The organism is Helicobacter ganmani (genome assembly GCF_003364315.1).
GTDB classification, from domain to species: Bacteria; Campylobacterota; Campylobacteria; order Campylobacterales; family Helicobacteraceae; genus Helicobacter_D; species Helicobacter_D ganmani.
In genome coordinates, this window is record NZ_NXLS01000008.1 from 72,480 (window position 1) to 87,672 (window position 15,193).

The window sequence follows — 15,193 nt, forward strand, 5'->3', positions numbered from 1 at the left end:
ATTTAACAAAAGTAATACAATGGACAAAACAACAAAACAACAAAAGTCTCCTGCTAAAAAAGCACCTCTGACACAGAATCTCCGCTCAGAAAATAGCTGGGACAACACCTGCGGATTTGAATCCTTTGGATTTAAAAAAAACATTTTAAGGGGCATTCAAGAGGCTGGTTTTAGCGAACCTAGCCCGATTCAACAAGAGGCGATTCCAATTATTTTGGACGGCTTAGATGTTATTGCACAAGCACAAACAGGCACAGGCAAAACGGCTGCTTTTGGGCTGCCCCTTATCAACAATCTAAAGCACAATGGCGAAATTGAAGTTTTAATCGTTACACCCACACGAGAGCTTGCAATGCAAGTAGGAGATGAAATCTTTAAACTAGGAAAATATGGCAAAGTTCGCACCGTCTCTCTTTTTGGTGGGCAACCCATTCGCCGACAACTTGAGTTGTTAGAAAAGCGACCTCAAATCATCATCGCAACACCCGGACGATTGCTAGACCATTTACGCAATGAACGACTTAAAAACTTTTCCCCTAGTGTTGTTGTGCTAGACGAATCAGATGAAATGTTGGATATGGGATTCTTAGACGATATAGAGGAGATTTTCACCTATCTTTCTAATGCGCGTCAAACTCTGCTATTCTCTGCTACTATGCCCACGCCGATTAAGCATTTAGCTCAAAAGATTCTCAACAATCCAAAACTTATCAAGGTTACTCCAGAAGATGCTACGAATCAGGATATTTCTCAAAGATACTACATCATCAATGAAAGCGAACGCGAAGACGCAATCGTGCGCTTAATTGATAGCGAAATACCAAGTAAAGCGATTATTTTTACACGAATGAAAAAAGAAGCGGACATCTTATCTGAACGCTTGCTCTCTCGTGGTTACAAGGCGGGAGCATTGCACGGAGATATGGAGCAAAGAGAGAGAGTGAAATCAATAAATGCCTTTAAGGATTCTAGCATTAATATCCTTGTAGCAACCGACATTGCCGCCCGTGGCTTGGATATTAGCGGAGTAAGCCATGTTTTCAACTTCCATATTCCCTTAAATCCAGAATCCTATGTGCATCGGATTGGACGCACAGGCAGAGCAGGCAAAAAGGGTATTGCAATCACGCTTGCCACGCCTTTGGAATTTAAAGAAATCCGAAGAATCAAAGAGAACACCAAAGCAAGCATTGAACTCTATGAGATTCCAAGCATTCAAGACACAATGGACAAACAAGATTCTAATTTGCTAGACAAAATCTTAAAACACCCCATTAGTGACGACGCTTTGCGAATTTATGAGCAAATCCGCTCCCACACAGATATTACGCAACTTGTCTGTAAGCTTCTTTCTATGGTTTTGCAAGATTCTAAAGTGCTAGGACCAAACAAAATTGGTTTAGATAAAAAAGATTTAAAGAATCTACAAATACAACTTGAAAACGGGGGACGCAAAAAGCCTACAATAAACAATAGAAAGAATGAAAGAAGTGAGAGAAAGAATAAAAATAAAAACGGCTCTAAAGAAAATAAACATCCAAGATTCCAAAAATCCTCCAAAGAAAACGATTGGAATTTTCAAGAATCCCATAAAGAAAGCTCAAAAAAATCCCAAAGTAAAAATCAACGCAATACGCGCAAAACTTCAAATCAAAACTTCAAATCAAAAAACACCAAAAATCCAAGCAGGAAATGACAATGGAGTTTCAGCCTTATCCTTTTGAAAAGTTAAACTCGCTCATTTGCGGAATCCAAACAAGTGGCGAACGCATTTCTTTAACGATTGGTGAGCCACAATTTAACACACCCAAAAACATTTGTGAAATCCTGCGTCAAAAGGTAGAATTTCTTAACAAATACCCAAAAACTGCGGGCGAGGGATTCCTTAAGGATTCTATGCTAAACTTTCTTGCACGTCGCTTCAATGTCGCCTTAAACCCCAATGAACTAATCCCGACTTTTGGCACACGCGAGGTGCTTTTTAACTTCCCGCAATTTTATCTCTTTGACAAAAAGAATCCTATCCTAGCACACCCCAATCCTTTTTATCAGATTTATGAGGGCGCAGCGATTGCCTCAAGAGCAAAAAGTATTTATATGAATCTCACTCCACAAAATGGCTTTAAACCTAGCCTTACAAAAGAACAAATGCAAGATTGCGATTTGGTAATTTTAAATTCTCCCAACAACCCCACAGGCGCAACTTTAAGCCTTGAGGAGCTGAAACAATGGGTAGAATATGCTTTGGAATATGATTTTTTGCTTTTAAATGACGAATGTTATAGCGAGATTTACAGCATTTCCAAGCCCACTTCCATTTTACAAGCCTGCCTAGAAATTGGCAACGAAAGATTTAAAAATGTCCTTGCGCTCAATTCTATCTCCAAACGCTCCTCCGCCCCGGGCTTAAGAAGCGGATTTATTGCGGGAGATTCTAATATTTTAAAACCCTATTTACAATACCGCACTTATGTGGGTTGTGCTTCGCCGCTCCCTTTGCAATATGCTGCCGCATTTGCTTGGAGCGAGGATTCTCACACAGAGTCTTCGCGTGCGCAATATGCCAAAAACCTACAACTAGCCAAAGAAATCTTAGGGGCTAAAATCCCAAATCTTCGTGTTCCAAACGAGACATTTTATGTATGGCTACCCGTGCAAAATGACTTAGAATGGACAAAAAATCTCCTTATGAAAGAAAATATCTTGGTTTTACCGGGTAGCTTCCTCTCAAGGAAAAATAACAAAGGAGAGAATCCTGGTGAGAATTTCGTGCGTCTTGCGCTAGTTTATGAAGAATCTATCCTCAAAGATGCACTTTTAAGGTTGCAAAAGTGGCTCTAAATGGCAAAAAAATCCATTTTATTGGGATTGGTGGAATTGGAATCTCTGCGCTTGCAAAGTTTTTGCGTGCGCAAGGTGCAGAAGTTAGCGGTTCAGACATCACAGAGGGTTGCGTAACCAAAGAATTAAAGCAAATCGGAATCAAAGTCAGCATTCCCCACACAAAAGACGCAATTTGCAAGCAAGACTTAGTAATTCACTCGGCAATTATCAAGCCTGAAAACATAGAGGTGCAAGAAGCACACAAACAAGGAATCCCTGTGCTTTCTCGCAAGGAGTCGTTAAAAATGATTTTGGGCAACAAAGAAGTTTTTGCTGTCGCGGGAGCACACGGCAAAAGCACGACAACAGCAATTTTAAGCGCGATTCTCAAAGACGCAAGCGCACTCATTGGCGCAGAAAGCAAAGAGTTTCACTCCAATACGCGCGCCCTAAAAAGTCATCGTATCATCTTTGAAGCGGACGAATCAGACAAAAGCTTCTTAGAATGTAACCCTTTTTGCGCGATTGTTACCAATGCAGAACCAGAGCATATGGAAACTTACGCACACGACTTAAGACAATTCCACAAAGCCTACAAGGATTTTCTAAAGCTTTCCAAACTCTGCATTATCAACGCAGAGGATTCCTTTTTGGGTTCTTTGGAGGATTTGGGCAATCATTGTATTCGGTTTTATCCAAGTCAGGATTTGCGCTCTATTTCTTACTTTGTAGAAAATGGAATCCCAAAAACACAATTCCACCTTGTATGCGAAGGTAAAGACTATGGTGAGTTTAGCGTGTATGGATTAGGAGAACATATCGCGATTGACGCGTCTTTAGCGGTTTTAGCCGCTGCGCAGATTCTACCACTTGAAGAAATTTCTAAAAATATTCAAAACTATTGCGGAATCAAAAAGCGATTTGATATTCTTACACACAGCCCGTGCGTAATTGTTGATGATTATGCACACCACCCAACTGAAATTGCCACCACAATTAAAGCCTTACAAAAATACCAAGAGCTTACTGACATTCAGCCTCTCACTGCGATTTGGCAACCCCATAAATACTCACGCATTGCAGATAATCTACAAGGCTTTGTGGATTGTTTTGCAGGAGTAGATAAGCTCATCATTTTACCTGTTTATGCAGTAGGAGAGCCTGCGATTCCTATTGACTTTCCAACACTTTTTGCGAAATACCAACCTCTTTTCGTGGATTCTATTGTGCGCAAGGGAGATACACTTTTGCTTATCAAAGACAATCAAACTCTAGAATGCCTAAATAATGGAATCCTTGTAGGCTTCAACGCGGGTAATCTTACTTATGCACTTAGAGGTGGAATCTAATGCGTTTTTGGATTCTTTTTATTATCTTTCTTGCACTTTTGGCATTTCTAGCACAAATTCTTTCTAAATTTCATCTTATTACCCGCAAAATGCGCATATACATCGGTATTTTCTTTCTATTGATTGCAACAAGCATTGGAATCTTTACCTTTTTTCAAGACCAAAAAGAAGATAAAATCAATGAGTTAGCACAACTTTTCTTGCAAGGTAAAAATCTTGTTTGTCAAATTGGTGCGCAAAATATTGAAACCAATCGCACGACTTTTAACTTCATTAGTGGCACTTTAACGCTTATGGGGAAAGAAAACAGCGATTATCACCGCAAAACGATTCCGCTTAAATCTTGTAAGCTTAATAATGCAGAATCTCATTAAACAACTAGATTTGGAGGGCTTTCTAAAAAGCTTTGAGGGCTTTTTGGCTCGCCCAAAAGAATTGTTTTTGCAAGGAGATAGCAAAATCCACTTGCGCTATATTCAAGCCTTAGAAACACTACATTTTACGCCTCCAAAGCCTGTCCAAAACCTAGAATCACAACTTGCGCTTTTAAAAAAATTTGGGTTTTTAAAGCTAGAAGAAATTTTTGAATTTGTGAAAATTATCCGCTATTTTAATTACCTAAAAAACCTCAAATGCGAGGGAATCTTGGGCGAATGGTTTAGTCAAATTCTTATTCCTAATTCTCTCTTAGAAGTTTCTAAGTCCTTTTTGGAAAATGGCAATTTAAAAGAAGGAATTTACCTAGAATTGGATTCTATCAATGCGGCAATTGAATGCATCAAAAGAGAAACTTCGCAAACCCTAAACCAAATCCTTAATCAAAATAAGCTGAATCCCTACCTTGTAGATAGGCAAATCCATTTGATTAATGGGGAAGAATGCCTGCTTTTAAAGGCGGGATTCCATCATATTTTAAAAGGACAGATTCTCAATCGCTCTGCATCTGGGTTTTTCTATGTTCTCCCTCAAAGTATCGCCCATCTCAAAGACAAGCATAATGAGCTAAACAACAAAAAAGAAGAGCAGATTTTCTATCTCTGTCGCGAAATTTCTAGCCTACTTACCAAACATCTCTTGTTTTTAAACTTCATCAACAAAGAATTTGACCGCTTTGATAACTATCAAGCGAGATTGCATTTCGCTCGCGCCAAGAGTTTGGAATTTTTAGCACCCAAGTCGGATTCAACTATTATTTTGAATGAATTTCGCCACCCTGCTTTAAAAAATCCCAAATCCGTAAGCTTAGAATTTAAAGAACAAATCTTGATGATAACAGGCGTCAATGCGGGCGGAAAAACTATGCTTTTAAAATCTATTTTAAGTGCGGCTTTTTTGGCAAAACATTTAATCCCACTTCCTATCAATGCACACAAATCTAGCATTGGCAATTTTAAAGCTTTAAACCTTATTTTAGAAGACCCACAAAATAGCAAAAATGATATTTCAACCTTTGGTGGCAGAATGCTGCAATTTAGCAAAATCCTTAGGGAAAAAGAGGGATTAATCGGCGTAGATGAAATAGAGCTTGGCACGGATAGTGATGAAGCCGCGAGCCTCTTTAAGGTGCTACTAGAAAACCTTATGCAAAAAGGAAGCAAAATCATCATCACGACACATCACAAAAGGCTAGCGGCTCTTATGGCTGGAGATTCTCGCGTGCAACTCCTTGCGGCACTTTTTGATGAAAAGCGCGAAATGCCAACCTTTAGCTTCCTAAGCGGAACAATTGGTAAATCTTACGCCTTTGAAACAGCCTTGCGTTATGGAATCCCAAAATCTCTCGTTAATGAAGCAAAGATTCTCTATGGCGAGGACAAAGAAAAACTCAATGCACTGATTGAAAATTCCTCTAGGTTAGAGATGAAGCTACAAAGTGAAATCGCAAAAGCCAAACAAAAAACCGCAACCTTAGAGCAAAGAATTATCCATCTAAAGGACAAAGAAGAAGCCTTAGAACAAGCATTTTTAAAGCATCAAAAGGAATTAGAATCCTCTTACACAGAAGCAATCAACGCTGCCAAAGCAGCAATCAAAGAGCAATCCCCACAAGCAATCCACCGCCAAATCAGCTTTGCAAACAAGCTTTTAAATGCAGCTAAAAATACAAACTCTAAAGAATCGCAACCCACACAAACAATGCAAGCCTTTAAGGTTGGTGAATCTATCAAATATCGTCATCATCACGGAACAATTTTGAGCTTACACAAGAACAAGGTGCGCATTGAGCTAGAGGACGGAATCAAGATAGAAGTTTCCAAAAGAGAGATTAAACCTTATGGCAATGCACCCAAGCCTCCACAGACCAAAATTCAAGTTCAAGCTCCCCAAAATGCAAGTGTTGTGCTTGATTTGCACGGATTAAGAGCCGATGAAGCAATAGAAAAACTAGAGGAGTTTATCTCCAATAGTCTCATTGCCGGCTTTGACGAAGTTTTGATTTATCACGGAATTGGCACAGGCAGACTCTCGGTAGTTGTGAGGGATTTTCTCAAATCCCACCCAAAAGTGATGGATTTCACAGACGCTCCACCCAAAGCGGGAGGTTTTGGTGCAAAAATCGTCAAACTCTAGGACTCATTGCTATAGGCTGATTTATCGGTGCAATAATTTAGCATACAGAAATCTTAATCGGCTAGGTTTCAAATTGCTTTGTTGTGCGCAGAAATTTCAAAATTTGCAAAACACATTCCAAAGAACCGCTCACCCAAAGCTCCCGGTGAAATCAAAGTGCGGATTTTAGAGCTTTGCGTCATATAATGCTCTAGCCCAAAATGCGCAATATACCATTCGCACATCTTATCCAATCCCATATCCACAAGTGCGCGATTCTGCACACAAAAGAAACATTCCCTCCCACCAATACGCAAAAATGCCTCACGCCAAAGTGCAAAATTCACATCATAAGTCAAATCCGCTTTACCAAACAATCCTAAAAGTGTGGAATCGCAAAGCTTAGAAGCGGGATTTGGAAAGAAATTTTGCGTTTGATGCTGTGCATAAAGTCGTAGCGAAAAGGTATTTCTAGCCATAAGCGCACCATAATCAAACCCCAAAAACAACCATTTGGGTGCAACTTGCGCAAGATTCTCTACAAACTCAAATGCGCCAAGCGGAATCTCTCCAATCTCCACATTGAAAGCCTTTGCAAGCTCTAAAATTTCTGCATTAATTTCCTTAAAAACCAACTCCCCACCCTCTACAAACGCCATTTCTCCTTTGAAAACTAGCTCGCAAGCAAAAGCGTCCAAAAGCTCATTGCTTACAAACAATGCAACCTCTAAGCCACTGAAATCTTCTAATTTTGTTGCGGTTTGCAACTCCATTCTAAGTCTTTGGTGAAAATTCTCCTTTTGGATTCTTTGCAATTCGTTTAAGGGTTCTAAGGTCCAAAATTCTACATTTTCTTCCCCTTTTAAGTGCAAAAACTCTGCAATGTCTGCGATTAAATCACCTTTTTCACTGCCAATTTCTATGATTGCGATTCTACCCTTTTGCGTCTTTAAAATCTCTTGCAAATAAAACCCCAAAGTAAAGCCAAAAAACTTTCCTACACTCACATTGGTATAAAAGTCTCCTGTCTTACCCACACGCACTTTGCGATAATAACCCTCCTCGCCATAAAGCCACATTTGCATAAACTCACCAAAGCTTTGTGATTCCATTGCAATGCCTCCTTGTGTAAATGAGCTTAATTTATGGCTTTTTATACAACGCACTCTCAAGCTTTGTGATTCCATTTTCTCCACAAACGCGACAGTTTGGATTGCGTTTGATAGCAATTTTGCGAAAATCCATTGAACGAACATCGCAGGTAAGTAGCTTGTCAAAAAGCGGCTCTCCGACACCTGCAATAATCTTAATCACCTCCGTAGCTTCCAACACACCAAACAACCCAGCCACAGCTCCTAGAATCCCTACACTTGCCCCTGTAGGCATTTCTCTCTTTGGTGGGGCGTCAAACAAGCAAGCATAACACGCACTCACTCTTGGCTTCACGCTCATCACCTGCCCGCTGAAATGCAGGGCACTTGCGCGAACCAAAACTTTTCCAAACAACACGCACGCATCATTGATAAGAAACTTGGAGCTAAACGCATCTGTGGCTTCAACTACCAAATCATAACCCCTTATCACCTCTTGGATATTTTCTACATTCAGATGCTCTTTGAATACTTGCAGATTCAAACTAGGATTAAGTGCTTTAAGTTTCTCATAGGCAGAATCTGCCTTATTCTTGCCCAAATCCTGTGTATTATGCAAAATCTGTCTTTGCAAATTGCTTAAATCCGCTACATCGCCATCGCAAATGCCAAGATTTCCTACTCCCGCTGCGGCTAGATAATAAAGCACACTAGAACCAAGCCCACCTGCTCCTATGACAAGCACATGGGAATTTTTAAGTTTTGTTTGCCCCTCTACTCCGATTCCGCTTAATAAAATGTTGCGGTTGTATCTCTCTAAGTCTTCTTGATTTAATTCCATTAATTTTCCTTAAATTTTTGATTCCAAATTTCAAGCGCAAACAAACTCCATAGCATTTTTGCGCGTTTTTCTCTAGGATAGTTATAAGACGCATTACAAAGCGATTCTATCCTATTTTTAGGCAAAAATATTTGTGCAATTTGGGGTGCTTGCAAAGTATCCAAAACAAGCTCTTTTAGCTCTCCCTCTATCCACGCACTAAGCGGCACTTCAAAGCCTCTTTTAGGAGCTTGAACGACTTTCTTATCTAAATACTTTTGCGCTAGCTTCCTAAGCAAATATTTTGTCGTCTTACCACGCACCTTTAAATTATCTTCTAAAGTCGGCGCAAATTCCACCAATTCCTTAGACAGAAAAGGTGAACGCGCTTCCAAAGAATGCGCCATTGTCGCAATATCCATTTTGGGCAATAAATCACACAAAAGCAAATTTTTTGCGTCCAAGAGCAACATCTGTGCAAGGGGAGAATATCCACCCTTGAACATTGATTCCACTTCCCTTTGAAAAATATTGAATGTCTCACTCCTAAAAGAATGGAATCCTGCAAAAATATCTGTGGTAGAGCGCAAATAATATTCACCCAAATTTTGCTTATACGCTCCTGCCATTTGCAAAAGACGATAAAAATAATTATAAAGGGATTGTTTCACGCTAGGCTTTGGCAATCTCCTTGCAAGTGCGCTAAAAAGCAGAATCTTTGGCAAAAGCAAATGCCCGACATATCTTCTATAACCGCCAAAGAGCTCATCTGCTCCATCTCCATTTAATACGACACTCAAATGCTCCTTTGCAGCTTTTGCCACATAAAAACTAGGAATTGCTGAACTATCAAAAAAGGGACGTCCATAAGCTTGTAGGATTTTTGGCACATCTTGAATTAAATTTGTGCTAATCGTCAAACTTTGATGCTTTGTGCCAAACTTGTGCGCAGTTCGTTCCGCAAGATACGATTCATCAAACGCAGCATTCTCAAAACGAATCGTAAAGGTGCGTAAATCAGGTTTCATTTGTGAAGCCAAAGCCACAATCAAAGAGCTATCAATCCCGCCACTTAAAAACGCTCCCACTTCCAAATCAGAAGACTCTATGCGTCGCGCAATACTTTGTTTCAATAGGCTTTCACATTGCTCAAGTGCTTCTTGCTCTTTGGTAATTTTGGGCAACTGATAGTAAGACTCTAGTTTAAAATAGGGCTTGATGCTTAATTGAAATGTATTTAAATTCAAGATTCCATAATGCGCATTAGGAATCGCAAAAACCTGTTTATAAGGAGTGCTGTCTTGATAAAAAAACCCGCTTTCTAAATAAAATTTTATCGCCTCCTCCTCTATTTCTAAAGGCATTTTAAAAAATTTCAAGATTCCACAAATCGTGTTCAACTCACTTGCAAAAACCATTTTAGATTCTTGCTTGTAATAAAAAAGCGGTTTTTTGCCCATTCTATCACGCGCAAAATAAAGCTTTTGATTTTTTGCATCATAAAGAACAAAGGCAAACATTCCATCTAGCATACCTAGACGCTCCAAAAATGCTTCCCCAAAATGCGTCCAAAGCCCCAAAAGAGTTTCTGTATCACTATGCGTTTGAAAAGCGAAGTCTAAACCCTCACGCAATTGTAGATGATTATAAATCTCTCCATTAAAGAGGAGACACAAGTCCCCGCGTTGCATTGGCTGACGCGCAAGGGTGCTTAAATCTTGAATACTAAGGCGTGCGTGAAAAAATTGTAAAAATCCTCCTTGCGTCTTAGCTTCAAATACCCCTTTATCATCAGGTCCGCGATGGCGCATTAAGGAATAAACCTCCTCTAAAGGAATCTTGGAAAAATTTAATGCTCCAGCAATTCCACACATTTTCACTCCTTAATGCAACTGCAAAATACGCACAATATCGCCACTTGCAGTTACTTGATTAGGATAATTTGCAAAAAGCAATATTTGAATCATATTACTTTTTAGATAATGAGTGTTTAACAGCAAGGAATTTTTGCCAAAATTTATTTGCGTTAAGGATTCCTCGCCTTGTGAATCTATCCCCTGTGTATAAAAATCCCCATAAAGATAAATGGTTGTCTGTGGAGCAAGAGACATTTTCTGCGTGGAATCCCAAAAAACAAAAATATTTTTTTTATGTGCCTTTCCACTCTCTAAATCCAAATCCACAAACGCATTGATATTTGCCAACAGCGGTAGAATCCGCAAAGGCAAAACCCAATAAACTTTTGCTCCATTTGCTAATGCTCGTGGCTTGGATTCCAACTCCAATTCTTTCAAATAGGCATTTGCACCTTGCTTATGTGAAAGAATTTCAAAGATTTGATTCCATTGTTTTGGAGGAAGAGTTTGCATAGCCTGCGCAATCTCTAGCGAGAAGTTATAAAACAATGTCAAGGAGGGGCTAAGCAAAATTTTAGCGATTGGGAAATTTGCTGCTCCCGAATGTCTCGCGCCATCAAGCAATACTTGCGCCTTTGTAAAATATCTTAGCGCATATCCATAATCCCACCACGACAAAAGAATATCTTGCGAATGGAGTTTAAAATCCAAATCTTTAAAGGCTTGAACCTCGGCATTTTTTAGAATTGGAGGCGGAATTTGATAGTGTAAATTTGCAACCCACAGCGCGATAACTGCACTGCTAGCAAGCAAAATAATAGCAAAAAACTTCCTTAAAAGATTCAAAACAACCAAACCCACAAAAGCAATCCCAAAAGCAATCACAGGTGTCATAAAAAAACTAAACCGCATACCCAGCCAAACAGACGCCACTCCCAAAAATGCAAAGGGCAGAAAAAAAACAAAAATCAACAGGAGGGCTTGAGGGCGCGAAAGATTCGTTAAAGATTTGGATTCTTGAAAATCTTGCGCGCAAGAAGAGCAAGAATATGGGAGCTTAAAAAGAGATTCCAAAAATCCGCTATATTTCAAACTCGCCACCCAAAAGCCAAAAGTCATAACGCCAAAGGCTACAAAGCCAAGAAATGCAAGACAAAAAAGCACAAGACTACCACTGCGTGCAAAGAGCGCGGAAAAGCTTGTGGGCATTGTCTCTAGGATTCCATTCACAACAGACGCATAAACATAGGCATTTGCGTGCTGTGTCGCTCCAAAAATATAGGCATTAATCTGCGCAAAAAGCGGATTTAAAGCTCCAAAAAAAATTGCATACCCCAAACTAAAAATAAGCCAAACAGACATCTTTTGAGGCAATTTTGCGATTCCAAACAAAAGCAAAACTAATGCCAAAAAACAAAAGGACGAGGGCGTAAGAATAATCAAAAAAACCGCAATGAATGCGAGGATTTTGCGAGAAATTACGCGCACCTTTAAGAATTGTATTCCCTCTAGCAGAACAAAAAGTGCGAATCCCAAAAGTAGCAGATTTTGGATTCCATTATGCCACGCAATGGCTAAATAACCAGAGATTCCAAAAAGTGCGAGGGATTTTAAGCATAAATCCCTGCGCGTTAAGAATCGTAATAAAAAAATAAAAGTAAGTAGAGGCAAAGTCAGCAACAACATATCTGTATCAAAATACCCAGCTCCCACACGCTGATAAAAACTAGGCAAAAGAATTGCAATCAAGCTTGCGACAAAAGCCAAAAACTGCAAACATAATGGGAAAGTATTGAATAGTAAAGATTCCGCATTGGGCTGATTTAATCCCCGCAAAATTTGCAAGAGATTCCATACAACTTGCTTAAGAATCTGATAAATCAAAAGATAGAGCATAACTGCTGTGCTTGCGCTCAAAAAAACGCTACTCCAAGTCAGAGCAAACTCTAAACTCGTCCATTTTGCTAAAATTCCACCAAGAAGTGCAAGAAAATGCAAGGAGGATAATGTGTTCAAGATTTCTTTCCATTCCGAACTTCCATCAAGCAAAGCAAGAAAATCCCGCGCGCCTTTTGCGTAATAGTAGGCGTCCATTGAAGTAAGAATCAATGCCCCCTCAAAAAAATTTTGAGGGGATTGCAAACGCAAAAAATCAAGAAAATGGAACCCCAAATGAATGCAACATAATGCCAAAATGAAAAATAGATGAAAAAATAAAACGGCATTCCATTGTGGATTTTGAAAATTCAAAATATACTTGATAGCTTTTAGCATTGAAGTTTCTTTATAAGAAATTCATAAAAACATATTTAGGTCTATGGGTTTTCCTTTTTGGAACACAAACCTTTGCTTTTCTCCACAAAAGAAACACCAAACCAAACTTTGAAGAAATAAAAAGGAAAAACCCTCCAAAAATTCCAAAAAGAATTGTTGGAATGGAATTTTGATTATCTTTTTGAAAATTGCGGGCTTCTTCTTGCTTTGCGCTTTCCGTATTTTTTACGCTCTACTACCCTAGAATCACGCGTCAATAAACCTTTAGGTTTTAAAATAGCTCTAAAATTAACATCATAAAGTGCTAAAGCCTTAGAAATCCCGTGCCTTAGTGCTTCTGCTTGCGCAGAGTAACCGCTACCAAATGCGACCGCAACAATATCCACACTTTTTTCTTGTTTTGTTAAAAGCAAAGGCTGCATTACTTTCATTTTGATTGCTTCATGACCACCCAACCAATCATTAAGATTTGTTTCATTAATGCTTAATTTTCCACTTCCGGGAGTTAGCCATACCTTTGCAATCGCTGTTTTTCTTTTTCCTGTTGCATAAATTTTTGCCATTTGTTAATCCTTATTTTGATTCTTTGGAAACTTGTGCGCTATGAGGATGAGTTGCATCACAATAGACTTTTAACTTTTTAATCATCATACGACCCAATTTCGTTTTAGGAAGCATACCACGAACAGCCAACTTATAGAGTTTCTCTGGGTGTTTCTCTAGCATTTCTTGCAGTGTTTTTGACTTCGTGCTACCAAAATATCCTGAATGCGTAAAATATTCTTTGTCCTCTAGTTTCATTCCGCTAAATTTTACTTTTGGCGCATTGATAACAACAACAAAATCACCGCAATCTACATTTGGTGTATAACTTGGTTTATGTTTGCCTCTTAAAAGTGTGGCAATTTCGGTGATGAGGCGACCAAATGTTTTACCCTCCGCATCTAAAACAATCCAATCACGTTTAATTTCGTTGGCTTTTGCCATTTTGGTAATTTTCATAACTTTACCTTTCATAATAATTTGCTTCTTACAATCCAAAATATTACTTTTGGAATAAATTTGCAATTATAGCGCATTACTATAAATATTTACTTAAATTAAGTTATATTTTATATAAATTGGAGATTTTATTGAATCTTTAAGATTTCAAAATGTAGAGGGGGTAAAGGTTATTTTCTGCAATAATACACAAATGCGGGAGGAAAATTATTCCATACGATTTTGGATTTTTTAATTTCACTAAACATTTTATCTCCATAGATTCTTTTTCGGAATCTCTTTGCACCTAATGTAGGCAGAATATAAGCAAAGGTAGCAAAATATCCCCCTGGACTTAGTGTATTGTAAATGTTTTCTAAAATACATTTTTGTGTCACTTGGCTTAAAAGTGCCCAAGGAATCCCGGACACAATCACATCAACAGAGGACATTTGCCTCTCTTGCATCATTGCTTGCAAGGATTCCGCAGAACCTAATGCAATATCAAGATTTGGAAACCTTTTGTGTAGCTTCTCCGCAATTTTAGGATTGATTTCAACCGCAAACAAATGTGCAGATTCAGACTTTTTACGCAATATAACCTCTGTAAAAGCTCCCATTCCTGGTCCTATTTCAATGATATTAGAAGCCTGCTCAATGCCGATATTTTTTGTAATCATTTCCGCAAGATATTTAGAACTAGAGCATACAGCACCCGTTCGCTTCGGGTGCGCAAGATAATAGGGCAACAACCAATCCTCCTAATTAATAAATTCGTCTTGATTAAAAGACTTTACAAAATTTATTTTACATAAACATGCAAATTTACTTGAATATCTTAATCCCATTTTTGCCCTAATAAATTCCCATTCCTATCAAAAAACAATTCTAAACTATCGTTAATTTCAATCTCATAACCAAAACCTTTATAATCCACATCGGTGATGTGTGAGCTGGGATACATTTGATGCACTTTGGAAAAAATGGTTTGTAGCGAAGCACCATAACCCATTTCATTATTATTCGGATAAAGCATATTCTGAATCGGTTGCGTTGGCGCAGACTGAATGGTATTATTTTCCTGTATATGTGGCTGTGCTGATTGCGTTGGCATTGAATTTGTCGGGGTGGTTGTAACTTGATTTGTTGCTGGGGATTGTGGTAGGTTAGTGGTTTCCTCTATTGGAATATTAGGATTTGCCAACAAAACAGAGCTTAAAATAATATAGATAAAAAGTTTAAATTTCATTTAACTTCCTTATATTTGAAATTTACACAAAAGTATATAGTAATTTTGTCAATTTTTTATGAAGTTTTACCAAAGATTTCATCAAGATTCATTGCAGAATCGTAGAGTTTTATTCTTTTACAAATATTTTATGTAAAATGCACCCCTCTCAATACAAATGCACAATCCACAGGAATTCTGCCAATCTTTACAATTCCATA

The 15,193-nt window shown here is 38.6% G+C and carries 12 protein-coding genes and 1 pseudogene; 5 read left to right on the forward strand and 8 right to left on the reverse strand.

The genetic code is table 11. The features are described 5' to 3' along the window. Positions 1-19: 19 nt before the first annotated feature. The 5 genes and pseudogenes from CQA43_RS07715 to CQA43_RS07735 all read left to right on the forward strand — a co-directional run. Positions 20-1,309, forward strand: a pseudogene (locus tag CQA43_RS07715) (DEAD/DEAH box helicase); the annotation flags it as partial. A gap of 389 nt (positions 1,310-1,698) precedes the next feature. Next, positions 1,699-2,841, forward strand: a complete 1,143-nt coding sequence (locus CQA43_RS07720; protein ID WP_115552015.1) for a succinyldiaminopimelate transaminase — start codon at positions 1,699-1,701, stop codon at positions 2,839-2,841. Further along, positions 2,832-4,172, forward strand: a complete 1,341-nt coding sequence (murC, locus tag CQA43_RS07725) for a UDP-N-acetylmuramate--L-alanine ligase (RefSeq protein ID WP_115552016.1) — start codon at positions 2,832-2,834, stop codon at positions 4,170-4,172. Before CQA43_RS07720 ends, murC begins: the two co-directional genes overlap by 10 nt. Continuing rightward, positions 4,172-4,546: a hypothetical protein gene (locus tag CQA43_RS07730; protein WP_115552017.1), complete on the forward strand. Its 375-nt coding sequence runs from the start codon at positions 4,172-4,174 to the stop codon at positions 4,544-4,546. The genes murC and CQA43_RS07730 overlap by 1 nt, the downstream gene beginning before the upstream one ends. Further along, a complete protein-coding gene (locus CQA43_RS07735) occupies positions 4,530-6,743 on the forward strand; it encodes an endonuclease MutS2 (protein WP_115552018.1) in 2,214 nt (737 codons plus the stop codon). The genes CQA43_RS07730 and CQA43_RS07735 overlap by 17 nt, the downstream gene beginning before the upstream one ends. Before the next feature lie 68 nt (positions 6,744-6,811). Here the strand turns inward: CQA43_RS07735 and CQA43_RS07740 are convergent, their stop codons facing one another. The 8 genes from CQA43_RS07740 to CQA43_RS07775 all read right to left on the reverse strand — a co-directional run bounded on the left by CQA43_RS07740 (position 6,812) and on the right by CQA43_RS07775 (position 14,993). Beyond that, positions 6,812-7,834 (reverse strand): SAM-dependent methyltransferase, encoded by a 1,023-nt coding sequence (locus tag CQA43_RS07740; protein WP_181881662.1) that lies wholly within the window; start codon positions 7,832-7,834, stop codon positions 6,812-6,814. A 31-nt stretch (positions 7,835-7,865) separates the two neighbouring features. Beyond that, positions 7,866-8,654, reverse strand: a complete 789-nt coding sequence (locus CQA43_RS07745; RefSeq protein ID WP_115552020.1) for a HesA/MoeB/ThiF family protein — start codon at positions 8,652-8,654, stop codon at positions 7,866-7,868. After that, complete coding sequence (gene asnB / locus CQA43_RS07750) at positions 8,654-10,507, reverse strand: asparagine synthase (glutamine-hydrolyzing) (RefSeq protein ID WP_115552021.1); 1,854 nt, start codon at positions 10,505-10,507, stop codon at positions 8,654-8,656. Before asnB ends, CQA43_RS07745 begins: the two co-directional genes overlap by 1 nt. A gap of 9 nt (positions 10,508-10,516) precedes the next feature. Next, complete coding sequence (locus CQA43_RS07755) at positions 10,517-12,763, reverse strand: STT3 domain-containing protein (protein WP_115552022.1); 2,247 nt, start codon at positions 12,761-12,763, stop codon at positions 10,517-10,519. A 173-nt stretch (positions 12,764-12,936) separates the two neighbouring features. Further along, positions 12,937-13,326: a 30S ribosomal protein S9 gene (gene rpsI / locus CQA43_RS07760; RefSeq protein ID WP_115552023.1), complete on the reverse strand. Its 390-nt coding sequence runs from the start codon at positions 13,324-13,326 to the stop codon at positions 12,937-12,939. Positions 13,327-13,336: 10 nt separating this feature from the next. Next, positions 13,337-13,765: a 50S ribosomal protein L13 gene (rplM, locus tag CQA43_RS07765; RefSeq protein ID WP_115552024.1), complete on the reverse strand. Its 429-nt coding sequence runs from the start codon at positions 13,763-13,765 to the stop codon at positions 13,337-13,339. A 170-nt stretch (positions 13,766-13,935) separates the two neighbouring features. Further along, entirely contained in the window at positions 13,936-14,496 is a 561-nt protein-coding gene (locus tag CQA43_RS07770) for a class I SAM-dependent methyltransferase (RefSeq protein WP_245944277.1), read from the reverse strand. Positions 14,497-14,582: 86 nt separating this feature from the next. Further along, positions 14,583-14,993, reverse strand: coding sequence for a PepSY-like domain-containing protein (locus CQA43_RS07775; RefSeq protein WP_220271602.1), 411 nt, complete (start codon positions 14,991-14,993; stop codon positions 14,583-14,585). Positions 14,994-15,193 lie beyond the last annotated feature (200 nt).

What these genes read in the sequence shown, in the direction of transcription:
- CQA43_RS07775 (WP_220271602.1), bottom strand. Translation starts at nt 14,993, where the DNA reads ATGAAATTTAAACTTTTTATCTATATTATTTTAAGCTCTGTTTTGTTG.
- CQA43_RS07735 (WP_115552018.1), top strand. Translation starts at nt 4,530, where the DNA reads ATGCAGAATCTCATTAAACAACTAGATTTGGAGGGCTTTCTAAAAAGC.
- CQA43_RS07755 (WP_115552022.1), bottom strand. Translation starts at nt 12,763, where the DNA reads ATGCTAAAAGCTATCAAGTATATTTTGAATTTTCAAAATCCACAATGG.
- rplM (WP_115552024.1), bottom strand. Translation starts at nt 13,765, where the DNA reads ATGAAAATTACCAAAATGGCAAAAGCCAACGAAATTAAACGTGATTGG.
- asnB (WP_115552021.1), bottom strand. Translation starts at nt 10,507, where the DNA reads ATGTGTGGAATTGCTGGAGCATTAAATTTTTCCAAGATTCCTTTAGAG.
- CQA43_RS07720 (WP_115552015.1), top strand. Translation starts at nt 1,699, where the DNA reads ATGGAGTTTCAGCCTTATCCTTTTGAAAAGTTAAACTCGCTCATTTGC.
- CQA43_RS07740 (WP_181881662.1), bottom strand. Translation starts at nt 7,834, where the DNA reads ATGGAATCACAAAGCTTTGGTGAGTTTATGCAAATGTGGCTTTATGGC.
- CQA43_RS07745 (WP_115552020.1), bottom strand. Translation starts at nt 8,654, where the DNA reads ATGGAATTAAATCAAGAAGACTTAGAGAGATACAACCGCAACATTTTA.
- rpsI (WP_115552023.1), bottom strand. Translation starts at nt 13,326, where the DNA reads ATGGCAAAAATTTATGCAACAGGAAAAAGAAAAACAGCGATTGCAAAG.
- CQA43_RS07730 (WP_115552017.1), top strand. Translation starts at nt 4,172, where the DNA reads ATGCGTTTTTGGATTCTTTTTATTATCTTTCTTGCACTTTTGGCATTT.